Genomic DNA, 26567 nt, shown 5'->3' on the forward strand with positions numbered 1-26567 from the left:
ACCGGCAGCGTAGCTCAGGCGGAGGCCAGCCGCATGGGACGCAGCGCGCCGGTGAGCTTGGCCAGCTCGGCGAGCATGGCGTCGGCGGCGGCGATCATGATGTCGTTGGGCGCCACGGTGCCGTCCTCGGCGATGAACTGCTGGTAGAAGGGGATGTTGACGGCCTCGACCACGGGGATCATCTTCAGCGTGCTGACGACCTGGCGCAGGCCGTTCACCGCCCGGGTGCCGCCGGAGATCCCGCCGTAGCTGACGAACCCCGCTGCCTTGTGCTGCCACTCGTGGTGCAGGTAGTCCAGGGCGTTCTTCAGCACGGCCGTGAAGCTGTGGTTGTACTCGGGGGTCACGAACACGAAGGCGTCGCCCCGCTCGACGGTGGCGCTCCACTCCTTGGTGTGGGCGTTCACGTACTGCTTGAGCTTGGGGTGGTTCGGCTCGTCGAGGAACGGCAGGCCCACCTCGGCGAGGTCGACCAGCTCGACGTCGAACTGGCCGGCGGCGACGGCCCGGCTCTTGAACCACTCGGCGACCTCGCGCCCGGCACGGCCGGGACGGGTGCTGGCGACGATGATCTGCAGGACTGGCTTGTCCATGGGTTCCTCCTCAGGTAGTTGATACCTCAACATTATTGAGTAACTAAACATTTCTTAGCAAATGTTAGGATCTGCCCCGTGAGCCCCCATTCCGTCTGCGTCCGGTTCCACGTCGCCCTCGAACTGATCGGCGCCCGGTGGTCGGGAGCCCTGATCCACATGATCTTCAAGGGCGCCCATCGTTACGCCGACCTCAGGGCGGCCATCCCGGGCATCAACGACACGATGCTGGCCCGCCGGCTGCGCGAGCTGGAGACGGCCGGGCTCGTCGAGCGGCGGGTGCTGGCCACGTCACCGGTGCGGGTCGAATACCACCTGACGGAGATGGGCCAGGAGCTGCGCCCGGTGCTCGACGAGCTGGTCACCTGGGCGCACAAGTGGATCCCGCGGCCCGAGGAGCCGGCCAGATCCGCCTAGCGCGTACGGGCGAGCGCGGGGAGGCGGGCCGGGGTTAGACTCCGGGCATGCACTGGCGACATTGATGAACCACCAGCGGCCGACGCGGCAGGAGCGCGCGCGGGCCTCCGAGGTGCCGAGCACCAGACGGAGTCCCTGTCCGCCCCTTCCGAGAGGGCCGCATGTTCGTCCCCAAGCTTTACGTCTACACGTTCCTCGGCGAGTTCGTCCTGCTCTACCCGGTGTACACGCTGTTGTTCACCGATTCCGGGCTCTCGGTGGCCGAGACGTCCTCGCTGTTCGTCATCTGGTCCGTGACCGGCATGGTGCTGGAGATCCCCTCCGGCGCCTGGGCCGACGCGGTGTCCCGCAGGCTGTTGTTGTTCCTGGGCCCGCTGCTGGCCGGCGTCGGCTTCGGGCTGTGGGTGCTGTTCCCGTCCTACTGGGCCTTCGCGCTGGGCTTCGTGTTGTGGGGGGCCGAGGGCGCGCTCGTCTCGGGCGCCTTCGAGGCGCTCGCGTACGAGGAGCTCGAACGCCGGGGCCTCCAGAGCCGGTACGCCGCCGTCATGGGCCGGGCCCACTCGATCGGCATCGCCGCCGCCGCGTCGGCGATCGCCCTCGCCACGCCCGTCTTCGCGGCCGGCGGATATCCGGCGGTGGGGGCGGCCAGCGTGGCGGCCTGCCTGTTGTGCGCCGCCACCGCGCTGACCCTGCCCGAGCGGCGTCCTGTCCGAGCGGCGTCCACTGAGACGTCCACTGATTCGGACGGGCGGTATCTCGCGGTTCTGCGGGCCGGTGTGGCCGAGGCCCGTACCGATCGGAACGTGCTCGAAGCGATCGTCCTGATCTCCGTCGTGACGGCGATCTGGGGCGCTCTGGAGGAGTACGTGCCCTTCCTGGCCGCCGCGACCGGCGCGCCCAGGACGGCCGTTCCGCTGCTCGTCCTGGCCGTCTGGGTCGGGGCGGCGGCGGGCGGCCTGCTGGCGGGGCCCGCCCGCCGCCTGAGCGAGCGGTCGTTCGCGCTGGTCCTGGGGCTGGCCGCGCTGGCCATGGCGGCGGGCGCGCTGGTTCCGCATCCGGCCGGGTTCGTGCTGGTCGCCGGCGCCTTCGGGGCGTTCCAGATGGCCGGCGTGGTGGCCGACACGCGGCTGCAGGAACGCGTCTCGGGCGATCAGCGGGCCACCGTGACGTCGGTGGCCGGGCTCGGCACGAACGTGGTCACCCTGGCCGTCTACACGGCCTACGGCGCGGGATCGCCGTTCCTGTCCCACGGCACGACGTTCGCCCTCCTGGTCCTGCCGTACGTGGTCATCGCCCTGTGGCTGGCCCGGGAGCGGGTCGCGCCGATGTGATCCTCTTCGACGCGAACGGGACGCGCTTGGGCAGCGGCGGCGGCTCCTCCCCCTCCTTCTCCGGAGCCGGCGTCCCGCCCCGGCGCGCCCGCCAGCGGGACGGGAACAGCGAAGCGGTCAGCAGAATGCCGCCGACCACCAACGACCAGGTATTCAGCAATGCCGCGTACGCGTCCAGATAATCGGCGGGCACCAGGTCGAATCCCATTCTCCGGTCGCCTCCCGTGGCGGCCCGCACGACCGTCGCCCCGGCCAGGGCCGTGAAAGCCAGGCCGGGCAGCAGCGAGGCGACCGGAGAAATCCGGGAACCGGCCAGGATTGCGATGAGGACCGCGGTCCCCGCCAGCGCCGCCGTCGCCGTCCAGTCGGGGACGGACGTGGTCGCGCGGGGTCCGTACAGGAGACCGGCCGCGATCAACGGGATCGCGGCGACCCCCACCGCGGCCCCGGCGAAATGACGAACACCATTACCCATAGGGAACACCTCCAGGCCCAATACGATACCGACATACCACCAGTTACAACTTTAGGACGAAAAATCTCCATTTGTGGCCGGTGGCCGGAAGGACGGGCATATCGCCTTAATAGGAAATATTTGGTATCTCCTCATTTGTCTGTCAGCCGTTACCGTGACAGAACCCCCCATCGAGGAGCGGCGGCATGTTTCGCTGTGCAGTGGCAGGCATCACCCTGGTGGCCGCCTGCCTGGCCACCCCCGCCCACGCGGCGTCCGACCCCGTGATCGAGGCGCTCTCGCGCGACCTCGGCCTCTCGGTGCCCGCGGTGGTCACCCGGCTGGCGAGCGAGCGGCATGCCGCCGCCCTGGAGGCCGAACTGGCCACTTCGCTGGGCGACTCCTACGGCGGATCGTGGCTGACCGAGGACGCCTCCGCCCTCGTCGTCGCCACCACCGACCCCGATCGGACCGCCGCGATCTCGGGCCGGGGGGCGCGTCCCGTCGTCGTGCGGCATTCGCTGTCGGAGCTGGACGCCGTCGTCCGCCGCCTGGACCGGGCCGCCCGCCGCATCCGGACGGGCCCCGCCCTCTGGTACGCCGACCTCCGCGCGAACCGGGTCGTCCTCCAGGTCCCCTCCCCGTCCGGGTCCTCCCCGTCCGGGTCCTCCCCGTCCGGGTCCTCACCGGCCGCGGCCCTGGCGGCGGCGGCGCGCAGTGCGGCCGTCGTGGTGGCGCCGTCCGCCGAGCTGCCCCGCACGTACGCCGACATCATCGGCGGCGACCCCTTCTACGTCGGCTCGATGCGCTGCACGATCGGCTTCTCGGTCACCAAGGGCAGCATTCCGGGCTTCGTCACCGCGGGACACTGCGGGCACACCGGCGACCTGGTCAAGTCACCGGCTGGCACCTTCCAGGGCTCGTCCTTCCCGGGCAACGACTACGCGTGGGTCGCCACCCCCGGGTACACCGCGCAGCCGTACGTCCGCGGTCCCGGCGGGACGCTGGTGACCGTACGCGGCTCCGTCCAGGCGACGGTGGGGGCGTCCGTCTGCCGCGGGGGCCCGACCACCGGCTGGCACTGCGGCACCGTCCAGCAGCACAACGCCACCGTCACCTACGCCCAGGGCACGGTGTACGGCCTGACCCGCACCAACGTGTGCGCCGAGCCCGGCGACTCCGGCGGACCGTTCATCTCGGGCGGCCAGGCCCAGGGCGTGACCGTGGGCGGCTCCGGCAACTGCAGCACGGGCGGCACGACGTACTTCCAGCCCGTCAACGAGATCCTGAGCGCGTACGGCCTGACCCTCCGCACCGCCTGACCCCGCCCTCCTCCACAGGGCCACCCGGCGCCTTCGCTTCCACAGGGCCACCCGGCGCCTTCGCGAAATTCGTTCGCGCGCCACCGATGAGTTCCCGCGCCCGGCCGAGTCTGCCCTCCCGAAAGCGGATCCCCTCCGCCACACCGACCACCGGGAGGCACCGATGACGCGCCCCAACCTGAACAGCCTGCTCCTGGCCAGCACCGACCCGGCCCGACTACGCGCCTGGTACGCCACCGTGCTCGACCCCGAGTCCGACACCGACGTCACCCATTACGGCGTGCTCACGTTCGGCGACTTTCACCTGATCATCGACACCAGGGCCGACGTGGCGGACAAGAATCCCGAGCCCGGACGGGTGATACTCAACTTCGACGTCCCCGACGCGCGCGCGATCGTCGCCCGGATGGAGGAGGCGGGCGTGTCCTGGCTGGCCGAGCTGGAAGACCGCGAGGGCAGCCTGTTCGCCACGGCGATCGACCCCGACGGCAACTACGTCCAGATCATCCAGCTCAGCGAGGACCACCGGAAGGCGATGTGACGATGTTCGGCAAGACGAAGGCGTTCAGCGGATTCTCCGTCAACGATCTGGCCGCCGCGAAGGCGTTCTACGGCGACACCCTGGGGCTGGCGGTGTCGGAGTCGAACGGCCTGCTCACCCTGCACATCGCCGGCGGCACCGACATTCTGGTCTACCCCAAACCCGACCACGTCCCCGCGACCTTCACCATCCTCAACTTCCCGGTCGAGGACATCGAGCAGGCCGTCGACGCCCTGGCGGCCCGCGGCGTGCACTTCCAGCGCTACGACCAGCTGAAGACCGACGAGAAGGGCATCTTCCGCGGCGGCGGCCCCCTGATCGCCTGGTTCACCGACCCGGCGGGAAACGTCCTCTCGGTCCTCCAGGACTGACGCCCAGAAGCCGGGCCGCGGTTCGGCGCCGCAGGAACACCTTCCCCACCCTGCGGCGCCCGCCCCACCTGGGACCGTCCCATCCCGCGGTCACGGCATGAGTCACGTTTCCACAGGTAAACCGCCTCCCCCATGTCCCACCCTGTCCCACGGACGATGCGCACGACCTCGCTTCCGTGCTCGGATAAGCCCCGTCAGCACGCACCGCTCACCACGTACTGACGAAGGCACGAAGCGCCGGCGAGTTCCCCGCGAATCCGATGAGAAAAGGCAGTGACAGGACATGAGCCACCACGTCAGCATCACGGACATCGAGCAGCAGCCCAGGACGCGCAGAATGAGGTTCACCCTCAACGGCGCACTCTGGTCGCTCCAAGCGCTCTGGGGCTTCTTCTTCGCCGGCAGCGGCTTCGGCAAGGTGCTGCTGTACGACGACGCCCTCTTCGCGACAGCACCCCGGGCGGTGGCCTGGTACGCGGCGGTGCCGCAGTCCCTGATCGTCTTCATCGGGATCGTCGAGGTGCTCGGCGGCATCGGCCTGATCCTGCCGGCGATGACGAAGGTCAAGCCGATGCTGACGCCGCTCGCCGCCGCCGGCCTGACGCTGACGATGATCCTCGCGGCCGGTTTCCACATCCTGCGCGGCGAGTACGAACTGGTTCCCGCCAACCTCCTCCTGGGCGGCGTCGCGGCCTTCCTCACGGCCGGACGATGGAAGCAGCGCCCCATCTCCCCCGCGCCCCTCACCACCCCGCGCGCACTCGGCGCGCTCGCCGTCCTGGTCGCCCTGGTCCTGCTGACGTTCGCCCCGACCTGGTACACGATGACCAACGTCCAGTTCTGAACACCGCCCCGGCACGCCCGGGCCGTGCCCGCACGGCAGCCGCTGAGAACACGATGCCATGGGCTCGAACCCCGGCGCCGGCGGAGACTAGATGCCGATCCAGCAATAGATCATCTGCTCTTCCTCCTGCGCCCGTTGAGCAAGGCCTCGCAGCCCGGTAAGGATCTCCAGCAGGTATCCATCGCCCGGTGGGACGAAGGCGAACTCCTCGATCTGCTCCCATTGCTCGACGAGTTCGTCCAACCTGCCGTCCGGGACGCCGGCCAACGTGTCGCGGACGTCCGCAGGGAGCTCTTCGATTCCCGGTCCGTCCTTGTAAGGCGAGTCGTCGGGCAGGGCCTCCCACTCCTCCATCGTCGCCGGAGCGCCCTCGGGCGGCGGATAGACGGTGACCGTCCGCACCAGGTCCAAGCTGTACGGAACGTCTCTGGCAAGGGCTATGAGCCGGCCAAGAATCACGCAGGGGTCGATCCACTTGGCTTCCACGGCGTCGAACGTGCCCCCACCCTGGATGGGCTTCCCAACTGCACGTGGGTCATCAGGCTTCTCCGCAGCGACCTGCCTGTTCGCCGCCCGGTAATAGTCGTAGAAGACCCCCATGCGTCCCTCTCGTTCGATCGCCCGGCTTCCATGCTCGCGACAGATTAGGGGATCGTACGTATGTACGAAAGACGCCCGAACCGCCAGCAGCAGTCCCGGCGCTGACGTGCCACCGCCGGAGACGTGGTTCGCTCGGGCAATCGCGACCTGGAGGTAACGCCGAAGGCATGCGATCATCACGCTCATGACTTCGCGCAGAAAGGGCCATGCCCCGTAGGCGCCCGTCAGCGGTTCGCACCCGAGGATTCATGTGCGTAACCCACAGACCTTCGATTCATCAGGTTCCCGGCCTCGGACCGCGCCCCATGGCTGCGGTGATCGCACTGGAGCACACCCGGCTGAGCCCAGGTCATGTGGCCGCGGCGCTGCTGGCCTGGACACGGCAAGTGATCCCCGGCACCTCCATCCGGCTCCTACCTACCTGCCCATGCCTGGGCTGTCGCGAGGACGATCCGCGCGAGGAACTGGAACAGGTGCTCATGGCGCTGCCCCGTTGGACGCGACCACATCTCTACAGCCTCGTACTCCCCATCGACAGAAGCTTTCTCGCCCGAACGTCGCCGGATCCGCTCGCATCGCCCGATCGGCCATGGTGGCAGCAGCGGCGGCGCCCAACCGCCTGAGGGCGTGCAAGAAGTGGCACAACATCGTCACGGCCAGCCAGACCTGCCAGGCCAACGACGCTGTTCCGGCAAGCAGGCAGGCAAGCTGTGGGCGTGCATCTTGTCGGCAATGGCGGCGCTGCCGAGTCGGCGGTCCTGGAACCGGAGGTTGTGGAAGGACGCCGGCGACCGCACGGGCTCGCCCCTCCGGGGCTGACAGGCCAAGTGCAACCCACAAGCCCGCAGAGACCGACAAAGGCCCTCCCCGAAGATCGGAGAAGGGCCTTTCAGCTGCGGAGGATCGGGGATTTGAACCCCGGACGGTGTTGCCACCAAACCGCATCAGCAGATCGAGTCTTGCGTATCCCTATTGGTTCCACCTGGACCACCTGGCCGCGTCGGTCTTCCTGGACGGGCTATATACGAGACGGGATTACAACTAGAACTGCAACTGGACCAGCCCCACCGCCACCTGATCACCAAGCGTGGAGTGGCGGACATCAATGTAGCCATCGCTCATCGCCGACCTACCGAGTCGACACGCGTGCTCGCTGCTCGACTCAAGGAGACGGCTTCTCAAACATTCTCCGGGTGCGACGACGACTCTCGGCAAGCCAAAGCGGCTCCCAACGAGCACGAACTTGTGCGTCGACGGGAGACGAAGCCGAGCAGTGGGATACCGTCTCCCCTCCGAGCCATGAAATCTCGGCAGCGAGATCGCTACAGGTTGTTCGCACTGCTCGCAGGGGGTCATTGACGACCGCTCGGGGTCGCCCGAATATGGCGCGGTTGCTGCTGTGCTTGTTGCCCCCGGCCCGCCGTCGCACGATGGGCCGGATTCTCTAAATCATGGCATATCTGCGCGAATCGGAATTTTCGGGAGCTACACGTCAGAATAATATCCATTTTAATGGCGATATTCGGACATCAAGGACGCACCCTCTTTCGCTCATTGCTGATTGTTTGCCCGCCCATAAAAGCTGCGTACGTCTTTCATGCTTGACGCTGGGGTATCTCCCTTGTCGCGCTATCGCAGCGGTGTGAGCGGATACACAAAAAACAGCTCCGGCATCCGCGCCACCGCGGCGCCATTCACGAGCTCGATCCGACGCAGGTCAACGAGCCTCAGGAAATTATCCAACGTTCTCGCCAGGAATGCTCACCACGGAAAGGAATGACCCATGCCATTCATCATGCGCAACACCCTCCCCAGGCTGGCCGCACATACACTCGCCGCCACCGTCCTCACCGCAGCGGTCATGACGCCCGCGGTCGCGGCATCCTCTGCCCCCAACCCGGCCGAGGCGTACATCTCAAGCGTCAGTGCGAACGGAAACGGGTGCCCGCCTGGGACATGGGAGGCGGCGATCAGCCCCGACGGGAAGGCGTTCACGGTTACATTCAGCTCATACGAGACGCTCATCGAACCTGGTAGTGATGCTTCGGACAAGGAATGCACGCTCTCGCTGAACGTGCATACGCCGTCGGGGTCCTCGCTTTCCACCGCCAAGTTCTCCTACCAGGGCTACGCGCTCATGGACCAAGCGGGGATGAGCGCGACGCAGAGCGCAAGCTACAACTTCAGCGGTGCTCCCGTCCCGGCTCAGTCGGTTCGCTCGCAGATCTCGGGGCCGCACGACGACTCGTACCTCTTCTCCGACCGGATCTTGCTTCACGACGACGTGGCGGCGGCGCAGGGCGCAACCCGCGCGCTGAACGTGGCAACGGGCCTGGTCCTCACCAACAACCCCGCAGGGACCGGCAGCGGCTACTTCAACACCAGCAGTGTCGACGGGACGCTCCAAAACGGACCGAGCTGCACCATCGACCGGCGCACCGCCACCTCGGGGCAGACCATCGTCGGCACCGCGGGCGCCGATGTCATCTGCGGGTCACCGTTCGCCGACCGCATCGCCGCGTTGGGCGGCGACGACGTCATCCTCTCCTTCGCGGGCAACGACCGGATCTCCGCCGGTTCCGGCAACGACACCGTCTTCGGCGGCAACGGCGACGACGAGATCAGTGGCGACGACGGCAACGACACCCTCGACGGCGAAGCCGGCAACGACCGGATCCTGGGTGGGCCGGGCATCGACACCGCCAACGGCGGGCCGGGCACCGATTCCTGCGTAGCTGAGACGACCACCTCCTGCTGAGTCAGGTCGACGCTCCCGCCACAAGAGATGCACGATCCACAGACATCAGCCGACCTGCAAGCCGGGCTGCACCGAATCAGGCCATGCCCGCTACAAGCGGGCCCCGCCTCATTGACTGCGCCGGCCATGCGGACAAGTGCCCCAAGCGCACCGTCGGCGGCCTGGTGTTCGCGACCAAGCACGGCTCTCCCATCGAGCGCACCGAGGACTGGAAGATCTGGAAGCCCATCCTTCAGCAGGCTGGCGTCCGAGAAGTCCGGATTCACGACGCTCGCCACACCGCCGCGACGCTCCTCATCGAGCACGGTGTGAACATCCGCGTCGTTCAACAGGTCCTCGGCCACACCCGCGTGACGACGACCGAGCGCTACACGCACGTATCCACACCGCTGATGCGCGATGCCGGGGAACGGCTCGCCTCGGCTCTCTGGGGATAGCCGTTGCAACTAGGACTGCAACTATGAGGCCCAGGAAGATCGAAAGGCCCTCCCCCCGGATTCGGGGAGAGGGCCTTTCACCTGCGGAGGATCGGGGATTTGAACCCCGGATGGTGTTGCCACCAAACCGCATTAGCAGTGCGGCGCCATAGACCTGACTAGGCGAATCCTCCTGGAAGCCATCGCGGCTCAGCACAGCGTACCGGCCTTCTGCCGAGGCGGCAAAGCGGTTGCGCGTCGTGCCTTCACCAAGAGTTATCAACAGCCTGTGGGTAACCACCTGTGGATGAAGCCCGCCCCATGTCAGGGCGGGCTTCCGGGGTGTGGACAACCCAGCTCAGGCGGGGTTCGCCTCGCCCTCGATCTCGATCTTGACCTTCTTGCCCACGAGCACACCGCCGGCCTCCAGGGTCTGGTTCCAGGTCAGGCCGAACTCCTCGCGGTCGAACTCGGTGTTGATGGAGAAGCCCCAGACCGAGTTGCCCCAGGGGTTGGTGCCGGCGCCGCCGTACTCGACCGTGAGCTCGACCTCCTTGGTGACGTCGCGGATGGTCAGGTCGCCGACGACGGTGAACTCGTCGCCGGAGTGGCCGACCACGCGGGTGCTGCGGAAGGTGATCTCGGGGAACTTGTCCACGGCGAGGAAGTCGTCGCTGCGCAGGTGGCCGTCGCGGTCGCCGACGCCGGTGTCGATGCTGGCGGTCTTGATCGTCAGCTCGGCCGTGGACTCCAGCGGGTTCTCCGCGATCGTCACGGTGCCGCTGAAGTCGCCGAAGCGGCCGCGGACCTTGCTCACCATCATGTGCTTGACCACGAACCCGATGCGGGTGTGGGCCACGTCGAGGTTGTACGTGCCGGCGGCGGGGATGGTCAGGGACTCCCAGGTGCGGGTGCTCATCGGGTTCTCCTTGGGAACGTTGCTGTGCGGATGTCTGCGGCAACAAATGTCTACACGAGGAATATTCCGCAAGTCAACTAACGTCGGTTAAGGTATGGACGTGAAGCACATCGATGACCCCAGGCTGACGGCGATGGGCCTGCTCGCCGAGGTTCACGCAGGTCTGACGGCCCGGATGCAGCCCGTCTTCAGCGCGGCCGGGCTGTCGGGCATCGACTTCGAGACCGTCATCCGCCTGGCCCGATCACCGCGGCAGGCGCTGCGGATGACCGACCTGGCCGCCCAGACGGGCCTGTCCACCAGCGGCGTGACCAGGGTCGTCGACCGGCTCGAACGCGAGGGCCTGGTGACCAGGCAGGCGTGCGCCACCGACCGCAGGGCCTCCTACGCCGCGCTCACGGACGAGGGGCGCGACCGGCTGGCGAGCGTCCTCCCCCAGCACCTTCAGGACATCGAGGACACCTTCACCGGCCTCCTGAGCCAGGACGAGCTCGCCGCGTTCCTGCAGACGCTCCGCAAGATCAGAGACGTCGTACGCCCCTGCGCGACCGCCGGCGCCGAGGAGACCACCCCCTCGCTCAACTGATCCTTGGAGCGCTCCTACGAGGACGTCTCCGGAACCCCCGGCCCTCCCGCGTCCGAGGGGATCCCCAAGGCGCTCCTGAGCTTGCCCATCGCCCGTGACACCGTGCTCTTGACCGTGCCGACGCTGATCCCGAGCGTCCTGGCGATCTCCGGCTCGGTCATGTCCTCGTAGTACCGCAGCACGATCGCGGCCCGCATCCGTTCGGGCAGCCCCTCCAGCGCCTGTTCCAGCAGCTCGTGCACCTCCCCGCAGGCCGGCGGGTCCGCCGTGGCCACCTCGGGCAGATCGTCCGAGGGGTACTCCTCCAGCTTGCGCCGCCGCCACTGCGAGATGTTGATGTTGACCATCGCCCGGCGGACGTACCCGTCCAGCGCCCCCCGGTCCTCGATCTTGCCCCACGCCAGGTACGTCTTGGCCAGGGCGCTCTGCAACAGGTCCTCCGCGTCCAGCGGATGCCCGGTGAGCTGACGGGCGGCGCGCAGCAGCGCGGGACCGCGGGCCATGACGTACTCGCGGAACTCCTCTTCCCATCCGGTGGTCTGCATCGTGGCCAGAATCGCAGCCTGATGCCCTTTTGCGACTGAGCCACAATTCAGGTTTCGGCCCGACGAAGACAAAGGTCAGTCAAGGTCGGTGGCAGATTGTTCGAAGGCGGGTGTCAGCTACCTTCCCCGGGGATGCGTATTTTGCTCCCATCTGTTCGCCGCGGCACGAGCCGCTCCGGAGTCATGTGAACCTAGTACCTGACGAGGGAGGGCGGATGGGCTATCCGAACGTCGAGCGCCGCAGACTGCTCGCGGCCGCCGCGCTGGGCCGCGCCCCGGGCATCGCCGGCCCCGACCCGGCCGACGGCGCGCCTTTATGCGCCGTCACCGGCGAGATCCTTGACGTGAGCCCGCATCTCATCGCCATCGAGACCCCAGAAGGCACCGAGGAGCGGCTGGTGATCGCCCCCTGGGCCACGGCCTGGCACGGCGCGGAGATCGCGCCCGCGGACCTCCCGGTGGGCTCCATGGTGCTCATGCGCACGTTGCGCGAAGGCCGCGTGGTCGAGCGGATCTGGGCCGACATCACCCGCCTCACCGGCACGATCGTCTCGATCGAGGGGCGCGGGGAGCTGACGGTCGAGCTCGACTGCGGCCCCCACCGCGGCCCCCGCACGATCGTCATCCCCTACCCGGCCACCGGACGGCTGCAGGTGCGGCATCCGAAGTTCGAGCCGGGTTACCTGTTCGACGCGATCGGGATCAGGCGCGACGGCTCCGCCCTGGCGCTGTTGCCGGCGACCTCGCAGCCCGCCCACCGGTCGGGCAGCGTCCCGGCTCCGCCGCCGGCCTACGCCGGGGCGCAGGCGCGCATCTCCGGCACCGCCACCTGGTCCGACACGTTCGACGAGGAGGAGCGCGGCGCGGCGTACCCGATGCTGGAACGCGTGGACACCGGCTGCCCCGACGCCGGGCTCTCCTGCGCCGGCCTGCCCTACCTCGCCATCGGCTCGCTGCTGCAGATCAGCAACACCTGCGCCGGCCGCACGGCCAACCTGCCGGTGGTCGCCTGCGGATGCCTGGCCGGGCGGTTCTGCGACCGCTGCGTCGAGTGCGAGACCTCGCCGCGCGGCCGGGTCGCCGAGCTGTCGCCGGCCTCGTTCGTCGAGCTGGGCGGCGAGTTGATCAAAGGCTGCTTCAACGCTCAGATCGGATTGGGGTGACGGACGTGCTGGAGACGGGCGTGCTGGAATCGCAGCTGCCGATCCTGATCGTGCTGCTGGTCATGGGCACCGGCGCGAAGGTGGTCACGGTCCGCGGGGGCGGGGAGCCGGGCGCCCTGTCCAGGCTGGGCCCGGCCGTGCTCATGCCCGGCCGGATGCAGGCGCCCTCGCTGCTGGTCTGCGCGGCGGGCGAGCTGGTGCTCGCCGTCGGGCTGCTGGCCACCACCGCGCCGATCTTCAGGTGGGGGACGGTCTGCTTCTTCGCTCTGTCCACGTACGTGCTGATCGAGCTGCGCAGGCGACGTCCGGACGCGGGCTGCGGCTGCTTCGGCGAGGTCAGCTCGGCGCCGGTCGGCATGCGCTCGATCGGCCGGACGGTCGTGCTGACCGGGATGTCGGCGTTGTCGGTGGCCGCGCCGGCGTCGGGCTGGGCGGCGATGACCCATCCGACCTGGTTCACGGCCGCGGGGGTGGCGGTGATCGCGCTGCTCTCCCCCGAGATCGAGGAGCTGATCGATCGGGTACGGTACCGCGCCCCCTGCGAGCAGCGCCCCGGCCCCGCCGAGCAGGTGATGCTCTCCAGGCTCAGGTCCAGCGGCCCGTGGCGGGCGTACCGGGAGGCGCTGACCTCGCCCGAGCCGTACGACAGCTGGCGCGAGCTGTGCTGGCGCTTCTTCGTCTTCACCGGCCACGACCACGACGACGTGGTCTTCGCGGTCTACCTGAGCGGACGGCGTCCGGCGGTGCGCGTGGCGGTCGTGAGCAGCGACGACAGCGACTCTCTGCCGGAATATACGTCAGTATCGGCATGACGCTAGAGAGCCCTAGATTTCTCTATCCGGGCATGGCGATACAGCTCTATTGGGCTGTCTAGCTTCCCCACTAGACAGCCCAATAGAGGTCTAGGGGCGGCGCTCAAATGGGTTGAGCCCGCAGGAACCTTCCGAAGTGCGGCACCGTGAACGCGATCAGACCGCGTTCGGCGCTGTAGATGAGCCCTTTCTTGATCAGACTGTCGCGGGCGGGCGAGAGGCTGGACGGCTTCCGCCCAAGGGCGTCGGCCACGTCGGCGGTGGCGACCGGCTCGTCGCCGATCTGGGCCATGGCGTGCATGTAGTCGCGCTCGGCGGGGGTGGCCCGCTCGTAGCGGCTGCCGAAGAAGCCCACGGCGAGCTCCTCCTCGGCCTCGGGCGCGGACACCTTGACGTCGTCGAGGGTGATCGGGCTGCGCAGCGCGAGGTCCCAGGCGACCTTGCCGTACGCCTGGACGAAGTAGGGATAGCCGTCGGCGGCCTCGTAGAGCGCGTCGAGGGCCTCTTGGGTGAACTCGACCTTCTCCTCCCGCGCGGGCAGGATCAGCGCCAGGTCGGCGGCCTCACGGTCGAGCTTGTCGATGCGCGCGTAGCGGAAGAGCCGTTCGGAATAGCTCTTGCTGGCCGACAGCACGCTCGGCAGGTGCGGCAGCCCGGCGCCCACCACGATCAGCGGCCCGCCCGACTGGGACAGCTCGTGGCAGGCGGCGCAGAGCGCGGAGACGTCGGCGGACTGCACGTCCTGCATCTCGTCGATGAACAGCGCGATGCCCACGCCGAGGTCGGTCGCCACGCCGGCGGCGTCGACGAACAGCTCGGTGAGGTCGATCTCCAGGTCGCCCGAGTCGGCGCGCCCGCGGCTGGCGGGCACCTCGATGCCGGGCGACCAGTGGGAGGTGCCCTTGGCCGCGGACGGGTCGCGCATCGCGAACGCCTTCAGCACGCCGAGGAACTCCTCGATGCGCTCGGGCGCGCGGTGGCGCGGCGCCAGCTCGCGGATGGCCATGTGCAGGGCGGCCGCCACAGGACGCCGGATCGACTGGTCGGGCCGGGCCTCGATCTTGCCCGTGCCCCACAGCCGCTGCATGGCCATGGACTTGAACGTGTTGAGCAGGACGGTCTTGCCGACGCCGCGCAGGCCGGTGACGACCATGCTGCGCTCGGGGCGGCCTCGGGCGACCCGCTCCAGCACCACTTCGAACTGCTGCAGCTCACGGTCGCGCCCGGCCAGCTCCGGCGGACGCTGCCCGGCGCCGGGGGCGTAGGGATTGCGCACAGGGTCCACGCTCTCGGACTTTATTGCCGGATATAGCGGCCGTCTTAGATTTGGGAAGAAAGTGCTACGGCGTGTCCGAGCGGGAGCTGTGGCGAGCATCGTCATCGGACACACCCCCTCTCACCAGGCCGAACCCTTGTTCGATTTCGATACCCAGAACTGTAGCGCGGACTCGAACATGCATGCGATGGTTTCGAGTAAAAGATCTTTGCAACAGTCCGGGACGCCCGTGCGTCTGGGTGTTGTGGAGTTCGAGGAGTTCGTGCAAGCGCGTGGCGCCGCCCTGCTCCGGTACGGATACGTGCTCACCGGAAACCCGGACGACGCCGCCGACCTCGTCCAGGAGGCGCTGCTCAAGCTCGGCGACACCTGGCGCAAGGTGCGCAACAAGGACAACCCGGAGTCCTACGTACGCACGATCATGGCCCGTCAGCACGTGAGCTGGTGGCGCCGGCGGCGCAGGGAGCAGCTCACGGGCGAGGTGCCCGAGGGGGCGTACACCGACAGCCACTCCTCCGGCGAGCTGTGGCGGGAGCTGGCGACGCTGCCGCGCAGGCAGCGGGTCGTCCTGGTGCTGCGGTACTACGAGGACCTGTCGGACCAGGAGATCGCCGACATCCTCGGCATCTCCCGCGGAACCGTCCGCAGCCAGGCGTTCCGGGCGCTCCAGACGTTGCGCATCAGGCCAGGGCTGTTCGAGAAGGGACGAACATGAGGAGCGAGGACGACCTGGCGGAGGCCCTGCGGGCGGCGGCGGACCGTGCGCCGGAACCGTCCAGGCTGCTCGGCGGGGTGGCGGCGCGCAGACGGCGACGGCGCAGGCGGCGTACACAGGGGCTGGCCGCCGCGACGGCGGTGGCGGCGGTGATCGCGGCCGTCACGCTCACCACCGGGAACGGACGGGAGGAGGCGACGCGGCCCGCCGCCGCCCCGCAGGTCGTGCCCCTGGAACGGGCGTGGCCGCAGGCGGTCACCACGATGCCCGCGCAAGGGCCGGACGGATGGCGGCGCTTCCCGCTCACCGCGTTCGACGCCACGCGGGTCCTGGTCGCCGCCGGCCCCAGGGAGGACACGTTCCGCCTGTTCGAGGTGTACGACACAGTCACCCGGACGTTCCGCGAGCTCGCCGGCCTGACGGTCCCTCCCGGCATGAGGACGTACCTGCCACAGCCGCCGGCGTTCGACGGGACGAACCTCGCCTGGTACGTGAAAGCCCTCCGCGACGACGGCACCCCCGTACGCGAGATCTGGACGGCCCCGCTCGCGGGCGGCGCGCCCCGGCGGGTCGCCGCGATGACGGGCGAGCACCTCCGGATCGAGCGCATCGCCGTCAACGGTGACCGGATCATCTGGTCGGAGGGCGGCGGAGGCGTGTGGTGGATGCCGCTCGCAGGCGGCGAAGCGCCGCGGCTGATCCCCGGCAGCGAGGGCCTGCACCTCATCAGGTGGCCGTGGGCCACGGACGCGGACGACTCGCAGAAGGTCCAGACCAAGGTCGTGGACCTGTCCGGCGCCCCCTACACCGTGCGCGTCGTCGCCCCCCGGGACGTCGTGACGCTGCGGTGCGGGCCGTTCTGGTGCTGGGGAGCCCAGGGCGGGCGCTCGTACCTGCAGCGGGCCGACGGGACCGGCGCGATCGAGCCCCGGGGGCTCGGCCTCGCCCCCCGGCTCGCCGACTACCCGGCTCTCGACCGCTTCGCGGTGTCCGACGGCGAGGTGTACGACCTCGCGACCGGCGCGCTGGTGACGTTCGAGCGGGTGGGGATCTGGTGGGGCGACGATCGGTCCGCCGAGCCCAGCACGATCGTCTACTGGGTGGTCTCGGGGAAGGAGTACCGGTTGCTCAACTTGGCAGCCGTCCCGCCCGCGCAATAGCGTTCGTGGCCATGCGGACCTTCGCGAACGTACAGGAACTCAAGGCGGCCGTGGGCGAGACGTTCAGCCCGACCGAGTGGCGCACCGTCACCCAGGAGCAGGTCGGCCTCTTCGCCGACGCCACCGACGACCACCAGTGGATCCACGTGGACGTGGAGCGCGCCAAGGAGGGGCCCTTCGGCGGCACGATCGCCCACGGCTTCCTGACCCTGTCGCTGCTGCCGACGTTCATGTTCGAGATGGTGCGCGTCGAGGGCATCGCGATGGGCGTCAACTACGGGCTGAACAAGGTCCGTTTCCCCCGGCCGGTGCCCGTGGGCGCGCGGGTCAGGGCCGTGGGCGAGCTCACCGACGTCAAGGGCACCCCGGCCGGCTATCTGGCCAACCTGAAGATGACGATCGAGATCGAGGGCGAGCGCCGGCCGGCCTGCATCGCCGAGTCGCTCATCCTGTACGTTCCCGCGACCTGATCACCGCAGCGACAGGACGATTCCCACCACCGCGGCGAGCCCGATCAGCCCGAGATAGGCCAGCACGAGCCGGGTGTCCCTGAGCAGGCATTTGCTCCGGGTCAGCCCGGCCCGCCGCGCCTTCCAGTACCCGGCGAACCCCAGCGCCGCGAAGCCGAGCACCGCCCACGGCCCGAGCAGCCAGGCCAGCAGCGCCACGGTGGCGTACACACACAACCGGAGCGGATCGTACGGCTGGCTCTTCAGAGGATCACCAGCCCCGGCTTGGCGGCCACCGCGGACAGCCGCTGCCGCGACAACTGCGGCCAGGCCTGCACGGCGCAGAACGGCGCGCACTGGTCCTGCTCGGCACGCGTGCCGACGTGCACGCAGCACTGCGTGAGCCGCTCCTCGATCATGGTCGAGATGTCCATGAACGGCTTGATCGTGATGCGCACCACCCGCTCCCCCAGCATCCGGCGCAGCTTCTTCCGCCGGCCGGGCAGCGCCGAGGAGGCGAGGGTGAGCAGCGTGGCGACGCCGAGGTCGCAGTTCTCGCAGATGTCCCGCCACAGGTCGCCGATCTGCGGGTGGGACAGCGACGACTGCTCCGACAGCAGCCCGAGCAGCGATTCCTGGACCGCCATCCGCAGCTCGCGCGGCAGCTCGGAGTCGGCGATGCGGTTGGAGACCAGGCCCAGGTTCTCCTTGAGGCGGTCGTGGCCGATCAGGGCGACCAGCGAGCGCCACTGCTGGGCGTCGTCGCGGATCAGGTAGCCGACCGAGCAGCAGTGGGGGTGCGAGCAGGGCAGCGCGGTCAGGTCGCGCCAGGTCACCAGGCCGCCGGTCTGCGGGCCGAGCCGCTTGAGCACGCCGGTGTGGGTGAGCCGGTCGGACGGGTCGATGACGCCCGACCTTCCCGAGCCGAACTGGGGTTGCAGCGACACGCCGCCGACGAACGGCGTGTCGAGCGCGAGGCGCACGACGTCGCCGATCTCGCCGTCGTTGACGCCCAGGGCCGCGGTCATGACCAGGGTCGTGAAGATCTCCCGCTCCGACAGCCGCCGTACGGCCTCCGCCTTGATCCGGCGCAGGTCGCCGCCGCGGTGGTGCTTGGAAGCCTCGGCCGACGAGCCGTCGTACTGGAGGTAGACCTCCACCCGGTCGCGGTGCTCGGTGAGCAGGTCGAGCAGGGCGTCGTCCCTGGCGATGAGCACGCCGTTGGTGTTGATCAGGATGCGGGTGACCGGCCGGCTCACCAGCTCGGCGAGGAGGGTCTTCAGCTCGGGGTGGAGCGTGGGCTCGCCGCCGCTCAGCATCAGGACGTCGAGCTTGCCGTTCTCCCTGGCCAGACGCTGGTCCACGTTGGCCAGCACGTCGGCCACCGGGACGACGCCGGTCAGGTCGGGCGAGCTGTCGGCGAAGCAGGTGGGGCAGCGCAGGTTGCACGCCTCGGCGATGTCCTCCAGGAGGATGCAGGTGTGCTGGGTCTGCATCTCGGGCAGGCCGTCGAGGTACGCGCCGGGGATCGGGGCGAAGTTTCCGGACACGTCGGGGATGTGCTGCTTGGTGGGAGCGGTCCACTCCTCCAGGTAGGAGAGGATCTCCGGGTCCTCGTCGTACAGCGTGCGGATCAGACCGTGTTCGCGGCAGCCGCGTTCCAGCCACACCTTGCCGTCGCGTTCGGCCAGCCAGCCGCTCAGCCGTTCGACCTGGTCGAGGTCCCGGCCGTGGCATTTCGGGCAGAACGCGTTGACGTACCGGAGGATGCGGTCTCCCCGTAGCCCCATCCCTGCGCTCATGTCGTGACCTTCCGTTTGAAAAGGGCATCGTAGTGGCCTCGACGCCACCCGTACGCGAGCCTGAGCGCGAGCAGCGTCAGACCGGGGACCAGGAACCATTGCGGCCCGGTCAGGTCTAGCCACAACGTCTCGTTCGCCCTGGTGAACTCGACCAGGAACCGGAAGGCCGCGTATCCGGCGAGATAGAGCGTGAACAGCTCCCCGGGCTCGGTCAGCCGCTTGCGCGCCCACCGCAGCGCGACGAACGCGGCCAGCTGGAAGACGATCTCGTACACGAACGACGGGTGCATGGCCTGGCCCGTCAGACATCCCGGGCATTCCGGGGTGGACGGCGGCGCGTGCACCCCCCAGGGCAGGTCCGTGGGTCTGCCGGGCGCCTCGGTCAGGTGACAGCCGATGCGGCCGATCGCCATGCCGAGCGCCACCGCCGGGGCGAACAGGTCACCGGTGCGCTCCTTGTAGCCGATGACCTTCTTGGCGACCAGCACGCCGACGTACGCGCCGGTCAGGCCGCCGAGGATGCTGCGGGAGCCGTACAGCCACAGGTCGGCGAGGTCGAGCGTCTCCAGCCAGCCCGCCAGACGCATGCCGATCGCGCCCCCGACCAGGGCTCCGGTGACGGCGACCAGTGACTGCTCGTTGAGCGCGCCCCTGGCCCTGGCCTCGCGGACGAAGACCACCGATGCCACCAGGACGCCCAGGCCGACGAATATCTCGTGGTAAGGCATGGTTCAGCCGTACAGGCTGGGGTTGAGGCCGGTGCAGACTCCGGCCGTCAGCATCGACCACAGTGCCCAGCCGATCGCGAGCCCCAGCCCCAGCCCTCGGGACCACGACTTGCGGACCAGGCCGAACCCCAGACCGCCGCCGAGACCGACGAGGGCCAGCAGCACCGCGGCGGCGATCACGACCCCCTTGTTCGTGCCGTTGATGGCGGAGAAGAAGGCGAAGAAACCCACGATGCCGTTGACGACGGTGTAGGTGAACACGCCGACGACCAGCATCGCGCCGAGAAGCATCGCGGAGTTGCGACTGCTGGGTGGTGGTGGCGGTAGAGGCGTCGACCGCGACGGTCGCGGTGGTGACGGCGGGGGCGCTGGGAAGTTCCCTGCCCAGGATTGTGACTGTGACGGTGACGGTGACAACGGTGCTGGCCGTGACGACGGCGGGGGCATCGATCCCCCCTGTGACGACGGCGGTGGCAACGGCCCCGCCTGAGATGGTGGCGGGGCCGTCGGCCTCGCCTGTGGCGGTGGCGGCGGCAGCGGTCCCGGCTGTGACGACGGCGGGGGCATCGGCCCCGCCTGGGATGGCGGCGGGGGCATCGGCCCCGCCTCTGACGGTGGCTGTGACGACGGCGGGGGCGACGATGGTGGTGGCCAGTTCTGGTGCGGCCCCGGCGGGCCCTGTGGCGGTGGTGTCGTCATCCCGCTACCTCTGGCCGGCAGGGGACGCTACGTGCCGAAGGATCAATGCCTTCACCTATGCGTACAGGCCGGGGTTCAGCCCCGTGCAATATCCGGCCGAGACGATCGACGCCAACGACCATCCGATCATCAACCCGAGCCCCAGGCCGAACGACCACGGCTTGCGCAGGACGACCAGCACGATGCCCAAGCCGAGCCCCAGAAGCAAGAGGAACCCCGCCGCGACGCCGATCCCCGCCGAGGACTGCGTGCTCAACGCGAGCAGCCCGACCACCAGGTTGATCACCAGGTAGGCGAAACTGCCGGCCAGCGCCAACGCAACGGTCAGCCCAGGCTGCCGCCGCGGCTGCGACGGCCCGCCCGGCGGCCTGCCCGGCGGCCCAGGTGGCGGCCCGAACGGAGGCTGCCCGGGAGGAGGAGGCCCAGGTGGACGCTGCCCGGACGAAGGCTGCCCAGAAGCCCTGGACGGAGACTGCTCGAACGGGGGCTGCCCGAACGGCGGCTGCCCAGACGCCTCGAACGGACGCTGCCCAGAGGGCGGCTGCCCAGGCGCGCCGGGTGAACGCTGCCCAGACGGACGCAGCCCGGAGGGCGGCTGCCCAGGTGGAGGCTGACCACCCGGCGGGCCCGGCGGACGCTGCCCGAGCGGAGGCCCCTCGGGGGATGGCTCCCCAGGTGGAGGCTGGCTGCCGGGCGGCCCGGGCGGACGCTGCCCGGACGGAGGCCCCTCGGGGGGCGGCTCCCCGGCTGGAGGGGGCGGCGGCGTGGTCACGGCGTTCACCCTACGGGGCTAAAGCGACTCTGAGTAGTAAATCGCCGCCTGCACGCGGCTCTTCAGGCCCAGTTTGTTCAGCAGCCGGCTGACATGCGTCTTCGTGGTGGCCTCGGCCATGTCGAGTTCCTTGGCGATCTCGGCGTTGGACAGGCCGCGCCCGATGCAGGCCAGCACCTCACGCTCGCGCGGGGTCAGGGCCTCCGGCTCGGGAGGCTCACGGCGGGGCGGCTGGTCCGCGAAGGCGGCGATCAACCGCCTGGTGACGCCCGGCGCGATCATCCCCTCGCCGCCCGCCACCAGTCTCACCGCTTCCACCAGGGCATCGGCCTCGGTGTTCTTGAGCAGGAAACCGGCCGCCCCCGCCCGGAGAGCGCCGAAGACGTACTCGTCGACGTCGAACGTCGTGAGGATCAGGACGTCACTCACCCCCGCCAGCTCCCTGGTGGCGGAGATGCCGTCGAGACGAGGCATGCGGATGTCCATGAGGACGACGTCAGGGCGCAGATCATGAGCCAACCGAACCGCCTGCTCACCATCGGCCGCCTCACCCACGACCTCGACGTCGTCCGCGCCGTCCAGAATCATCACAATCCCGGCCCGTACGGCCGCATGATCGTCGGCCACCAACACCCTGATGCTCATGCCACGTCCGTTCCGCCATCACCATTCCTGGGACACTCGCCGCCCCTGGGACGTTCACCATCCCTGAGGTGTTCACCGTCGTCGCCAGTGCTGTCGTCCGGCGCCAACGCTGCTCCTCCGACCGCCCGCCACCGCACCACCCGCCCATCCACAGCCCCAGCCTCCGGCACCGGCACACCCGCACCCCGCCCCCTCGAAGCGCGCTCCCCAGAAGCACGCACCTCTGCAGGACGGCCCCCCAACGCACCATCACCCGCGGCACGCTCACCCACAGGACGGCCACCTGACGCGCTACCGTCCGGCGGGCGGGCGTCGAGCCGCTGTGTGTCCGGGGTGAGCGACGTCGGAAAGGCCGCCGCGATACGCCACCCATCCCCCGACCGCCCCGCCTCGAAGAACCCTCCGACCAGCGAAGCCCGTTCGCGCATGCCGATCAGCCCCGCCCCCGAACCCGGCAGCCGAGCCCCCCGCCGCCCGACTCGGTTCTCGACCGTCAGGAGAACCTCCCGAGGTTCGTAGGTCAGCGAGACGACAACCGGCGCCTCACCATGCTTGAGCGCATTCGTCAGCCCTTCCTGAAGAATGCGATAACCGGCCAGATCCACCGAAGCCGGCACCTCACGCACTTCCCCGTCCACCCGCAGCTCGACGTCCATCCCAGCCCGCCGCGTACGCTCGACCAGGCTCTCCGCGTCGGCCAGCCGCGGCCGGGTGGCCTCAAGCTCCGGCCCGTCCCCCTCACGCCCGCCGTTGGCCTCCCGCAGCAGCCCGATCATGTCCCGCATCTCGGCCATGCCCTTGACACTGTTCTCCCGTACGGACTCCATGACCTTCCGGACCGTCTCCCGATCCAGGTCCTTGCGGGACAGCGCAGCCGTCGACTGGATGGCGATGGCGCTGAAATGGTTCGCGATCATGTCATGCAACTCACGAGCCATCCGCGTACGCTCGGCCGCGATCGCGGCCTGCCGGTCGAGCTCGGCGAGATGCGCGACCTGCTCGGCCCGCGCGCGTTCCGCGGCCGCCCGGTCGCGCTGCTCCCGCAGCACCCAGGCCGTGGTGACCGGCGTGACCAGCACCAGCCCCGCCTGGATCCCCATGACGGCCAGCAACCGCCAGTCAGCCGCGATGAACGCCGCCACGGCCCCGGCCACCACGGCCAGCACCGTCGTGATCCCGAGCAACCACCGAGCAAGCCGCGCCGGCCCATAGAGCGCCGCGGCGTAAAGATTGTCGGTGAACACCAGCACGGTCGCCAGCGACGGCCCCACCAGCCCGTCGATCGTGACGGCCACCACTCCCAGAGCCAGTGACCACAACGGGGCCCGCTGCCGCAGCAACACGGCCGAACAGGTGATCGCCAACGGCACCAGCAACACCCACACCGGCACGCCACGGCGCAGGTATCCACCAGCCAGAATCAGCAACGCCCCCAGAACGAAGGCCACCCCGGCCGCCACCCCAGGCGGCACCCTGCCCTTCTCCTGACCGCCGCCCCCGGACGCCCCTCGCGCCTCGAACCGCCTCAACCACCGTGAACCCGTCCGCACCCCGGCCCCCCACGGCAGCGGCACCGACCGCCACCACTGTGAAACCGACCGTGTCGAGGCCGGCGGCCGGTCAGCGACCCTACGCACCCGGACCACCCGGCCTACTCCGGCCCCGCCCACACCCTGAACAACCGAAGGCGGCCCCCAGCGGCGCCTCGGACAGTGTCGCCCGACCCGCCACCGCCCGCGCCCCGGCGCCACAGCCCCTCACCGCCGCTCGTGTCATGTCCTCATCTCACCACTCCCGGACGCCGCCGCCGTCCTCCGAGGGTCAGCCTGTGGATACACCCTTCGATGTATCCACAGGCTCGTTTTCGCCGACGATGTGCCGGGCCGCGAATCACAGCAAGCTGGTACACGTGATTGTCGCCATCCTCATCGGCTGCGAAATCGGCTTCTGGCTCCTCCTGGGCCTCGGCCTGTCCTGCCGCTACCTCTGGAAGCGCCGACGGCTGAGCACGGCCCTCCTGCTCTGCGTCCCGCTCCTCGACGTGGTCCTCCTGGCCGCGGCGGTCATCGACATGCGCGGCGGCGCCACGGCGGACCTGCGCCACGGCTTGGCCGCGGCCTACCTGGCCTACTCGATCGTCTTCGGCCACCGGACGATGCGCTGGGCCGACGCCCGCTTCCACCACCGCTTCGCCGGCGGCCCCCCGCCCTGGAAGCCTCCCGCAGGCGGACCCGCCCGGACACGCTACGAGTGGGCGTTCTGGCTGAAACTGCTCCTGGCGTACGGAATCTCGTGCCTCATCCTCTTCGGCCTCATCTGGCTCGTGAACGACCCCTCCCGCACAAAAGCCCTGGTGGACTTCATGCTCAACCTCCTCAAGGTCCCCCTGATCGCCCTGATCTGGCCGGTGAGCCACACCCTCTGGCCCAAGAAGGAGGAGCCGGCTCGCCAGTGATCGCGGTATTCGGTTCGATGCACTGCACAGAACCCGCTATGCTTGCTTACGCAGCGAGCGGCCGTAGCTCAATGGATAGAGCATCTGACTACGGATCAGAAGGTTGGGGTTTCGAGTACCTCCGGCCGCACACATGCGAAAGGCCCGCAACCAGGGGTTCCTGGGAGCGGGCCTTTCTATTTGTCAGGACAATCTCCGGATCTTGCTGACACCTCTGCTAACACGGCCTCTCATCCCTCACCGATCGCCTCAGCGAAGACATCGCGGCTGACGCCTCGGCGGCGCGGATCACATGGGCGTAGACCCTGAGCGTGATCGACGGGTCGGCGTGGCCGAGGCGGGCCGCGACCACATGGACGGGGACGCCGGCCAGGAGCAGGATCGTCGCATGGATATGGCGTAGGTCATGAAGCCGTGCATGGGGCAACGGCGTGCCGGTGTTCGCTTGGTTGTACCGCTTGATCAGGATTGGGAAGAGCGAGCTGAGCGTGTCGGGGTGGACGGGCTCGCCCCATCCCGTGGTGAACACGTAGTCGCCGCCGCCCCGCCACTCCGGGCCGAGTTGGAGCTTGTCCGCGGCTTGCTGGGAGCGTTGTGCACGGAAGACCTGGACCGTCCGCGCGTCGAGGCTGACGACGCGCTTACGGCCGCTCTTGGTGGTGCCCTCGGCGCGCTTCCCGTCGATGAACGAGGCCGAGCCGCGGAGGGTGATCTGCCTGTCCTCAAGGTCGACGTCGGACACCTTCAAAGGCGCTGGTCTCTCTGTCGTTCGACGAGGATGGGCCTGGAGAGCTTCGGTCCTAGACTCGGGCCATGGCCAGGACTGACCGCGCCAGTCGATTGATCGCGGCACCACCGGCGACTGTCTACGGCGCCCTCCTCGACCGAGAGTCCCTTGAGGCATGGTTGCCGCCGGACGGCATGCGCGGGCGAATCGAGCGGTGGGATCCCCGGCCTGGTGGCGGGTTCCGGATGATCCTTACGTACCTCGACCCCACCGACAGCCCTGGCAAGACGTCAGACGCGACGGACGTCGTCGACGTCGAGTTCGCCGAACTGGTTCCACCGGAGCGCATGGTGCAGCGGGCGGTGTTCGAGGCCGATGACCCGTCGTACGCGGGCACCATGACGATGACCTGGCACCTGACCGCCGCCGATGAAGGGACCGAAATAGCCGTTACCGCCACGGGCGTACCACCCGGCATCGACCAGGCCGTGCACGAAGCTGGGATCGCCTCCTCGCTGGCCAACCTGGCGTCCTACGTCGAAGGGGCCGGCTGACTCACTCCGGCCTGCAATCGAAGGCGCTACCCCAGCCTGAACAGCATCGCCGACCGCCGGAAAAGTTGACGAAACAGCAAGTCGGACGGAGTGCTTCACGTGTCTAGTCCCATGAGATGCGCGACGTTTCTGTCCCACGACATGAGCGACAGGTGACCTAGGAAGCATGGTCGACCTTGTACGGCCGATGCGCTTTGACGTTGCGGACCGGAAGATCGGTGATGCGGTGCACCGTGCGCGGTCCCTCGTCCAGATCGATGGTCAACGTGGTGTCGCTGACATGCACGGTGACGACTCGGCCGACATACAACCGGCCGAGGGAGACCCTCTGCCGGGTCACCATGATCACACCGAAGGCGTTCGTGCGGCGCTGCACCGTGACCCGTGACCGCTCCGGCAGCGGCGGCGGCCCTGCCGGGCGAGCACCGCGCAACTGCAGGCACTTGGCCCAGATTAGCGGGTTCGGCCGGACCCGCAGCAGCTGCCGGGACTCAGCGTCGAGGAACATCAGCGTGTTCTCCTCGATCCGGATGGTGACCCGGCGCCCGCCCAGGATCTCCGCCGCCAGCAGGTGACGGGCGCGACCTGCCTCACGTCGGCCCTGACGCTTGTCGGCAGAGTGACGGGCAAGGAGATTGACAGGGAGTGGATGAACGGGACTCACACCCGCTATGTGATCCGCGACAAGCACAATGGCTGAGGGGCGGTAACCCAGCTCAGCAGAAGGCCCCCTGGACAGACATGCCGTCTCAGGGGCTCTTCGGTCTCGCACATCGGCTATCGATGCTGACAACGGACGGGTGCGTCTACCATTCATCCATTGCTTTGGTGAAGGCTTCGGCGGCCGAGGCCTCCGCCGCACGGATCACGTGGGCGTAGACCCGGAGGGTGATCGATGGGTCAGCGTGGCCGA

32 protein-coding genes and 2 tRNA genes are annotated in these 26567 nt (G+C 69.0%); 18 read left to right on the forward strand and 16 right to left on the reverse strand.

The window, feature by feature from the left end:
- Window positions 1-14 precede the first annotated feature (14 nt).
- Window positions 15-593, reverse strand: coding sequence for an NADPH-dependent FMN reductase (locus ACIBK9_RS03490; protein ID WP_397154849.1), 579 nt, complete (start codon window positions 591-593; stop codon window positions 15-17).
- Window positions 594-671: 78 nt separating this feature from the next.
- Here ACIBK9_RS03490 and ACIBK9_RS03495 point away from each other — a divergent pair, with 78 nt between their 5' ends.
- Both ACIBK9_RS03495 and ACIBK9_RS03500 read left to right on the forward strand, forming a co-directional pair.
- A complete protein-coding gene (locus ACIBK9_RS03495; protein ID WP_397154851.1) occupies window positions 672-1010 on the forward strand; it encodes a winged helix-turn-helix transcriptional regulator in 339 nt (112 codons plus the stop codon).
- Between the two features lie 161 nt (window positions 1011-1171).
- Window positions 1172-2341 carry an MFS transporter gene (locus ACIBK9_RS03500; protein ID WP_397154853.1) on the forward strand — a complete coding sequence of 390 codons (1170 nt, stop codon included), beginning with the start codon at window positions 1172-1174 and terminating at the stop codon, window positions 2339-2341.
- Here ACIBK9_RS03500 and ACIBK9_RS03505 read toward each other — a convergent pair.
- Entirely contained in the window at window positions 2298-2837 is a 540-nt protein-coding gene (locus ACIBK9_RS03505; RefSeq protein ID WP_397154855.1) for a hypothetical protein, read from the reverse strand. The genes ACIBK9_RS03500 and ACIBK9_RS03505 overlap by 44 nt on opposite strands.
- Before the next feature lie 164 nt (window positions 2838-3001).
- On the opposite strand from ACIBK9_RS03505, the gene ACIBK9_RS03510 reads away from it, so the two are divergent.
- The 4 genes from ACIBK9_RS03510 (at window position 3002) to ACIBK9_RS03525 (ending at window position 5873) form a co-directional block, all read left to right on the forward strand.
- A complete protein-coding gene (locus ACIBK9_RS03510) occupies window positions 3002-4117 on the forward strand; it encodes a S1 family peptidase (RefSeq protein ID WP_397154857.1) in 1116 nt (371 codons plus the stop codon).
- Window positions 4118-4280: 163 nt separating this feature from the next.
- Window positions 4281-4658 (forward strand): VOC family protein, encoded by a 378-nt coding sequence (locus ACIBK9_RS03515; protein ID WP_387677508.1) that lies wholly within the window; start codon window positions 4281-4283, stop codon window positions 4656-4658.
- Window positions 4659-4660: 2 nt separating this feature from the next.
- Window positions 4661-5029: a VOC family protein gene (locus ACIBK9_RS03520; RefSeq protein ID WP_387677505.1), complete on the forward strand. Its 369-nt coding sequence runs from the start codon at window positions 4661-4663 to the stop codon at window positions 5027-5029.
- 283 nt (window positions 5030-5312) lie between these two features.
- A complete protein-coding gene (locus tag ACIBK9_RS03525) occupies window positions 5313-5873 on the forward strand; it encodes a DoxX family protein (protein ID WP_397154860.1) in 561 nt (186 codons plus the stop codon).
- 87 nt (window positions 5874-5960) lie between these two features.
- Here ACIBK9_RS03525 and ACIBK9_RS03530 read toward each other — a convergent pair whose 3' ends face one another.
- Window positions 5961-6473 carry a hypothetical protein gene (locus tag ACIBK9_RS03530; RefSeq protein WP_397154862.1) on the reverse strand — a complete coding sequence of 171 codons (513 nt, stop codon included), beginning with the start codon at window positions 6471-6473 and terminating at the stop codon, window positions 5961-5963.
- A gap of 305 nt (window positions 6474-6778) precedes the next feature.
- Between ACIBK9_RS03530 and ACIBK9_RS03535 the strand changes: the two genes are divergently transcribed.
- The 3 genes from ACIBK9_RS03535 (at window position 6779) to ACIBK9_RS03545 (ending at window position 9668) form a co-directional block, all read left to right on the forward strand.
- Window positions 6779-7096, forward strand: coding sequence for a hypothetical protein (locus ACIBK9_RS03535; protein WP_397154864.1), 318 nt, complete (start codon window positions 6779-6781; stop codon window positions 7094-7096).
- Window positions 7097-8256: 1160 nt separating this feature from the next.
- The gene (locus ACIBK9_RS03540; protein ID WP_397154866.1) at window positions 8257-9231 is read left to right on the forward strand and encodes a DUF4360 domain-containing protein; all 975 of its coding nucleotides are present in this window, start codon (window positions 8257-8259) and stop codon (window positions 9229-9231) included.
- Window positions 9232-9395: 164 nt separating this feature from the next.
- Complete coding sequence (locus ACIBK9_RS03545) at window positions 9396-9668, forward strand: tyrosine-type recombinase/integrase (protein ID WP_397154868.1); 273 nt, start codon at window positions 9396-9398, stop codon at window positions 9666-9668.
- A gap of 84 nt (window positions 9669-9752) precedes the next feature.
- Here the strand turns inward: ACIBK9_RS03545 and ACIBK9_RS03550 are convergent.
- Window positions 9753-9841: transfer RNA gene (locus tag ACIBK9_RS03550), tRNA-Ser, on the reverse strand.
- A 164-nt stretch (window positions 9842-10005) separates the two neighbouring features.
- Window positions 10006-10566, reverse strand: coding sequence for a YceI family protein (locus ACIBK9_RS03555; RefSeq protein WP_352318104.1), 561 nt, complete (start codon window positions 10564-10566; stop codon window positions 10006-10008).
- Window positions 10567-10660: 94 nt separating this feature from the next.
- Here ACIBK9_RS03555 and ACIBK9_RS03560 point away from each other — a divergent pair, with 94 nt between their 5' ends.
- Window positions 10661-11152, forward strand: coding sequence for a MarR family transcriptional regulator (locus tag ACIBK9_RS03560; RefSeq protein ID WP_358290806.1), 492 nt, complete (start codon window positions 10661-10663; stop codon window positions 11150-11152).
- A 14-nt stretch (window positions 11153-11166) separates the two neighbouring features.
- Here the strand turns inward: ACIBK9_RS03560 and ACIBK9_RS03565 are convergent, their stop codons facing one another.
- Window positions 11167-11697 (reverse strand): SigE family RNA polymerase sigma factor, encoded by a 531-nt coding sequence (locus tag ACIBK9_RS03565; RefSeq protein ID WP_358290809.1) that lies wholly within the window; start codon window positions 11695-11697, stop codon window positions 11167-11169.
- Between the two features lie 215 nt (window positions 11698-11912).
- On the opposite strand from ACIBK9_RS03565, the gene ACIBK9_RS03570 reads away from it, so the two are divergent.
- A complete protein-coding gene (locus ACIBK9_RS03570; RefSeq protein WP_397154871.1) occupies window positions 11913-12860 on the forward strand; it encodes a hypothetical protein in 948 nt (315 codons plus the stop codon).
- Window positions 12857-13672 (forward strand): MauE/DoxX family redox-associated membrane protein, encoded by an 816-nt coding sequence (locus ACIBK9_RS03575; RefSeq protein ID WP_397154873.1) that lies wholly within the window; start codon window positions 12857-12859, stop codon window positions 13670-13672. The genes ACIBK9_RS03570 and ACIBK9_RS03575 overlap by 4 nt, the downstream gene beginning before the upstream one ends.
- Window positions 13673-13775: 103 nt before the next feature.
- Here ACIBK9_RS03575 and ACIBK9_RS03580 read toward each other — a convergent pair whose 3' ends face one another.
- Window positions 13776-14957, reverse strand: a complete 1182-nt coding sequence (locus tag ACIBK9_RS03580; protein WP_352318114.1) for an ATP-binding protein — start codon at window positions 14955-14957, stop codon at window positions 13776-13778.
- Between the two features lie 220 nt (window positions 14958-15177).
- On the opposite strand from ACIBK9_RS03580, the gene ACIBK9_RS03585 reads away from it, so the two are divergent.
- From ACIBK9_RS03585 to ACIBK9_RS03595, 3 genes are read left to right on the forward strand one after another with little or no spacing between them, the layout of a single operon-like run.
- Entirely contained in the window at window positions 15178-15663 is a 486-nt protein-coding gene (locus ACIBK9_RS03585; protein WP_387672171.1) for a SigE family RNA polymerase sigma factor, read from the forward strand.
- Window positions 15660-16823, forward strand: a complete 1164-nt coding sequence (locus ACIBK9_RS03590) for a TolB family protein (protein ID WP_397154875.1) — start codon at window positions 15660-15662, stop codon at window positions 16821-16823. Before ACIBK9_RS03585 ends, ACIBK9_RS03590 begins: the two co-directional genes overlap by 4 nt.
- Before the next feature lie 11 nt (window positions 16824-16834).
- Window positions 16835-17293, forward strand: a complete 459-nt coding sequence (locus ACIBK9_RS03595) for a MaoC family dehydratase (protein WP_364327787.1) — start codon at window positions 16835-16837, stop codon at window positions 17291-17293.
- Here ACIBK9_RS03595 and ACIBK9_RS03600 read toward each other — a convergent pair whose 3' ends face one another.
- From ACIBK9_RS03600 to ACIBK9_RS03630, 7 genes are all read right to left on the reverse strand, one after another.
- A complete protein-coding gene (locus ACIBK9_RS03600) occupies window positions 17294-17503 on the reverse strand; it encodes a hypothetical protein (RefSeq protein ID WP_352365768.1) in 210 nt (69 codons plus the stop codon).
- A gap of 32 nt (window positions 17504-17535) precedes the next feature.
- Window positions 17536-19074 carry a radical SAM protein gene (locus tag ACIBK9_RS03605; RefSeq protein WP_397154877.1) on the reverse strand — a complete coding sequence of 513 codons (1539 nt, stop codon included), beginning with the start codon at window positions 19072-19074 and terminating at the stop codon, window positions 17536-17538.
- A complete protein-coding gene (locus tag ACIBK9_RS03610; RefSeq protein ID WP_358290828.1) occupies window positions 19071-19802 on the reverse strand; it encodes a prolipoprotein diacylglyceryl transferase family protein in 732 nt (243 codons plus the stop codon). Before ACIBK9_RS03610 ends, ACIBK9_RS03605 begins: the two co-directional genes overlap by 4 nt.
- Before the next feature lie 3 nt (window positions 19803-19805).
- Window positions 19806-20093, reverse strand: a complete 288-nt coding sequence (locus tag ACIBK9_RS03615; protein ID WP_358290831.1) for a hypothetical protein — start codon at window positions 20091-20093, stop codon at window positions 19806-19808.
- 463 nt (window positions 20094-20556) lie between these two features.
- On the reverse strand, window positions 20557-20817 hold the full coding sequence (locus ACIBK9_RS03620; RefSeq protein WP_397154880.1) for a hypothetical protein: 261 nt from the start codon (window positions 20815-20817) through the stop codon (window positions 20557-20559).
- A 474-nt stretch (window positions 20818-21291) separates the two neighbouring features.
- Entirely contained in the window at window positions 21292-21918 is a 627-nt protein-coding gene (locus ACIBK9_RS03625; RefSeq protein WP_397154882.1) for a response regulator, read from the reverse strand.
- Entirely contained in the window at window positions 21915-23366 is a 1452-nt protein-coding gene (locus ACIBK9_RS03630) for a sensor histidine kinase (RefSeq protein WP_397154884.1), read from the reverse strand. Before ACIBK9_RS03630 ends, ACIBK9_RS03625 begins: the two co-directional genes overlap by 4 nt.
- A 461-nt stretch (window positions 23367-23827) precedes the next feature.
- Here ACIBK9_RS03630 and ACIBK9_RS03635 point away from each other — a divergent pair, with 461 nt between their 5' ends.
- Entirely contained in the window at window positions 23828-24373 is a 546-nt protein-coding gene (locus tag ACIBK9_RS03635; RefSeq protein WP_397154886.1) for a hypothetical protein, read from the forward strand.
- Window positions 24374-24430: 57 nt separating this feature from the next.
- Window positions 24431-24503: transfer RNA gene (locus ACIBK9_RS03640), tRNA-Arg, on the forward strand.
- An 87-nt stretch (window positions 24504-24590) separates the two neighbouring features.
- Here ACIBK9_RS03640 and ACIBK9_RS03645 read toward each other — a convergent pair.
- Window positions 24591-25115 (reverse strand): site-specific integrase, encoded by a 525-nt coding sequence (locus tag ACIBK9_RS03645; RefSeq protein ID WP_397154888.1) that lies wholly within the window; start codon window positions 25113-25115, stop codon window positions 24591-24593.
- Between the two features lie 71 nt (window positions 25116-25186).
- Here ACIBK9_RS03645 and ACIBK9_RS03650 point away from each other — a divergent pair, with 71 nt between their 5' ends.
- Window positions 25187-25654, forward strand: coding sequence for an SRPBCC family protein (locus ACIBK9_RS03650; RefSeq protein ID WP_397154890.1), 468 nt, complete (start codon window positions 25187-25189; stop codon window positions 25652-25654).
- A gap of 157 nt (window positions 25655-25811) precedes the next feature.
- Here the strand turns inward: ACIBK9_RS03650 and ACIBK9_RS03655 are convergent, their stop codons facing one another.
- Window positions 25812-26318, reverse strand: coding sequence for a hypothetical protein (locus ACIBK9_RS03655; RefSeq protein ID WP_397154892.1), 507 nt, complete (start codon window positions 26316-26318; stop codon window positions 25812-25814).
- Window positions 26319-26567 lie beyond the last annotated feature (249 nt).

The organism is Nonomuraea sp. NPDC050227, assembly GCF_044459705.1.
GTDB lineage: Bacteria > Actinomycetota > Actinomycetes > Streptosporangiales > Streptosporangiaceae > Nonomuraea.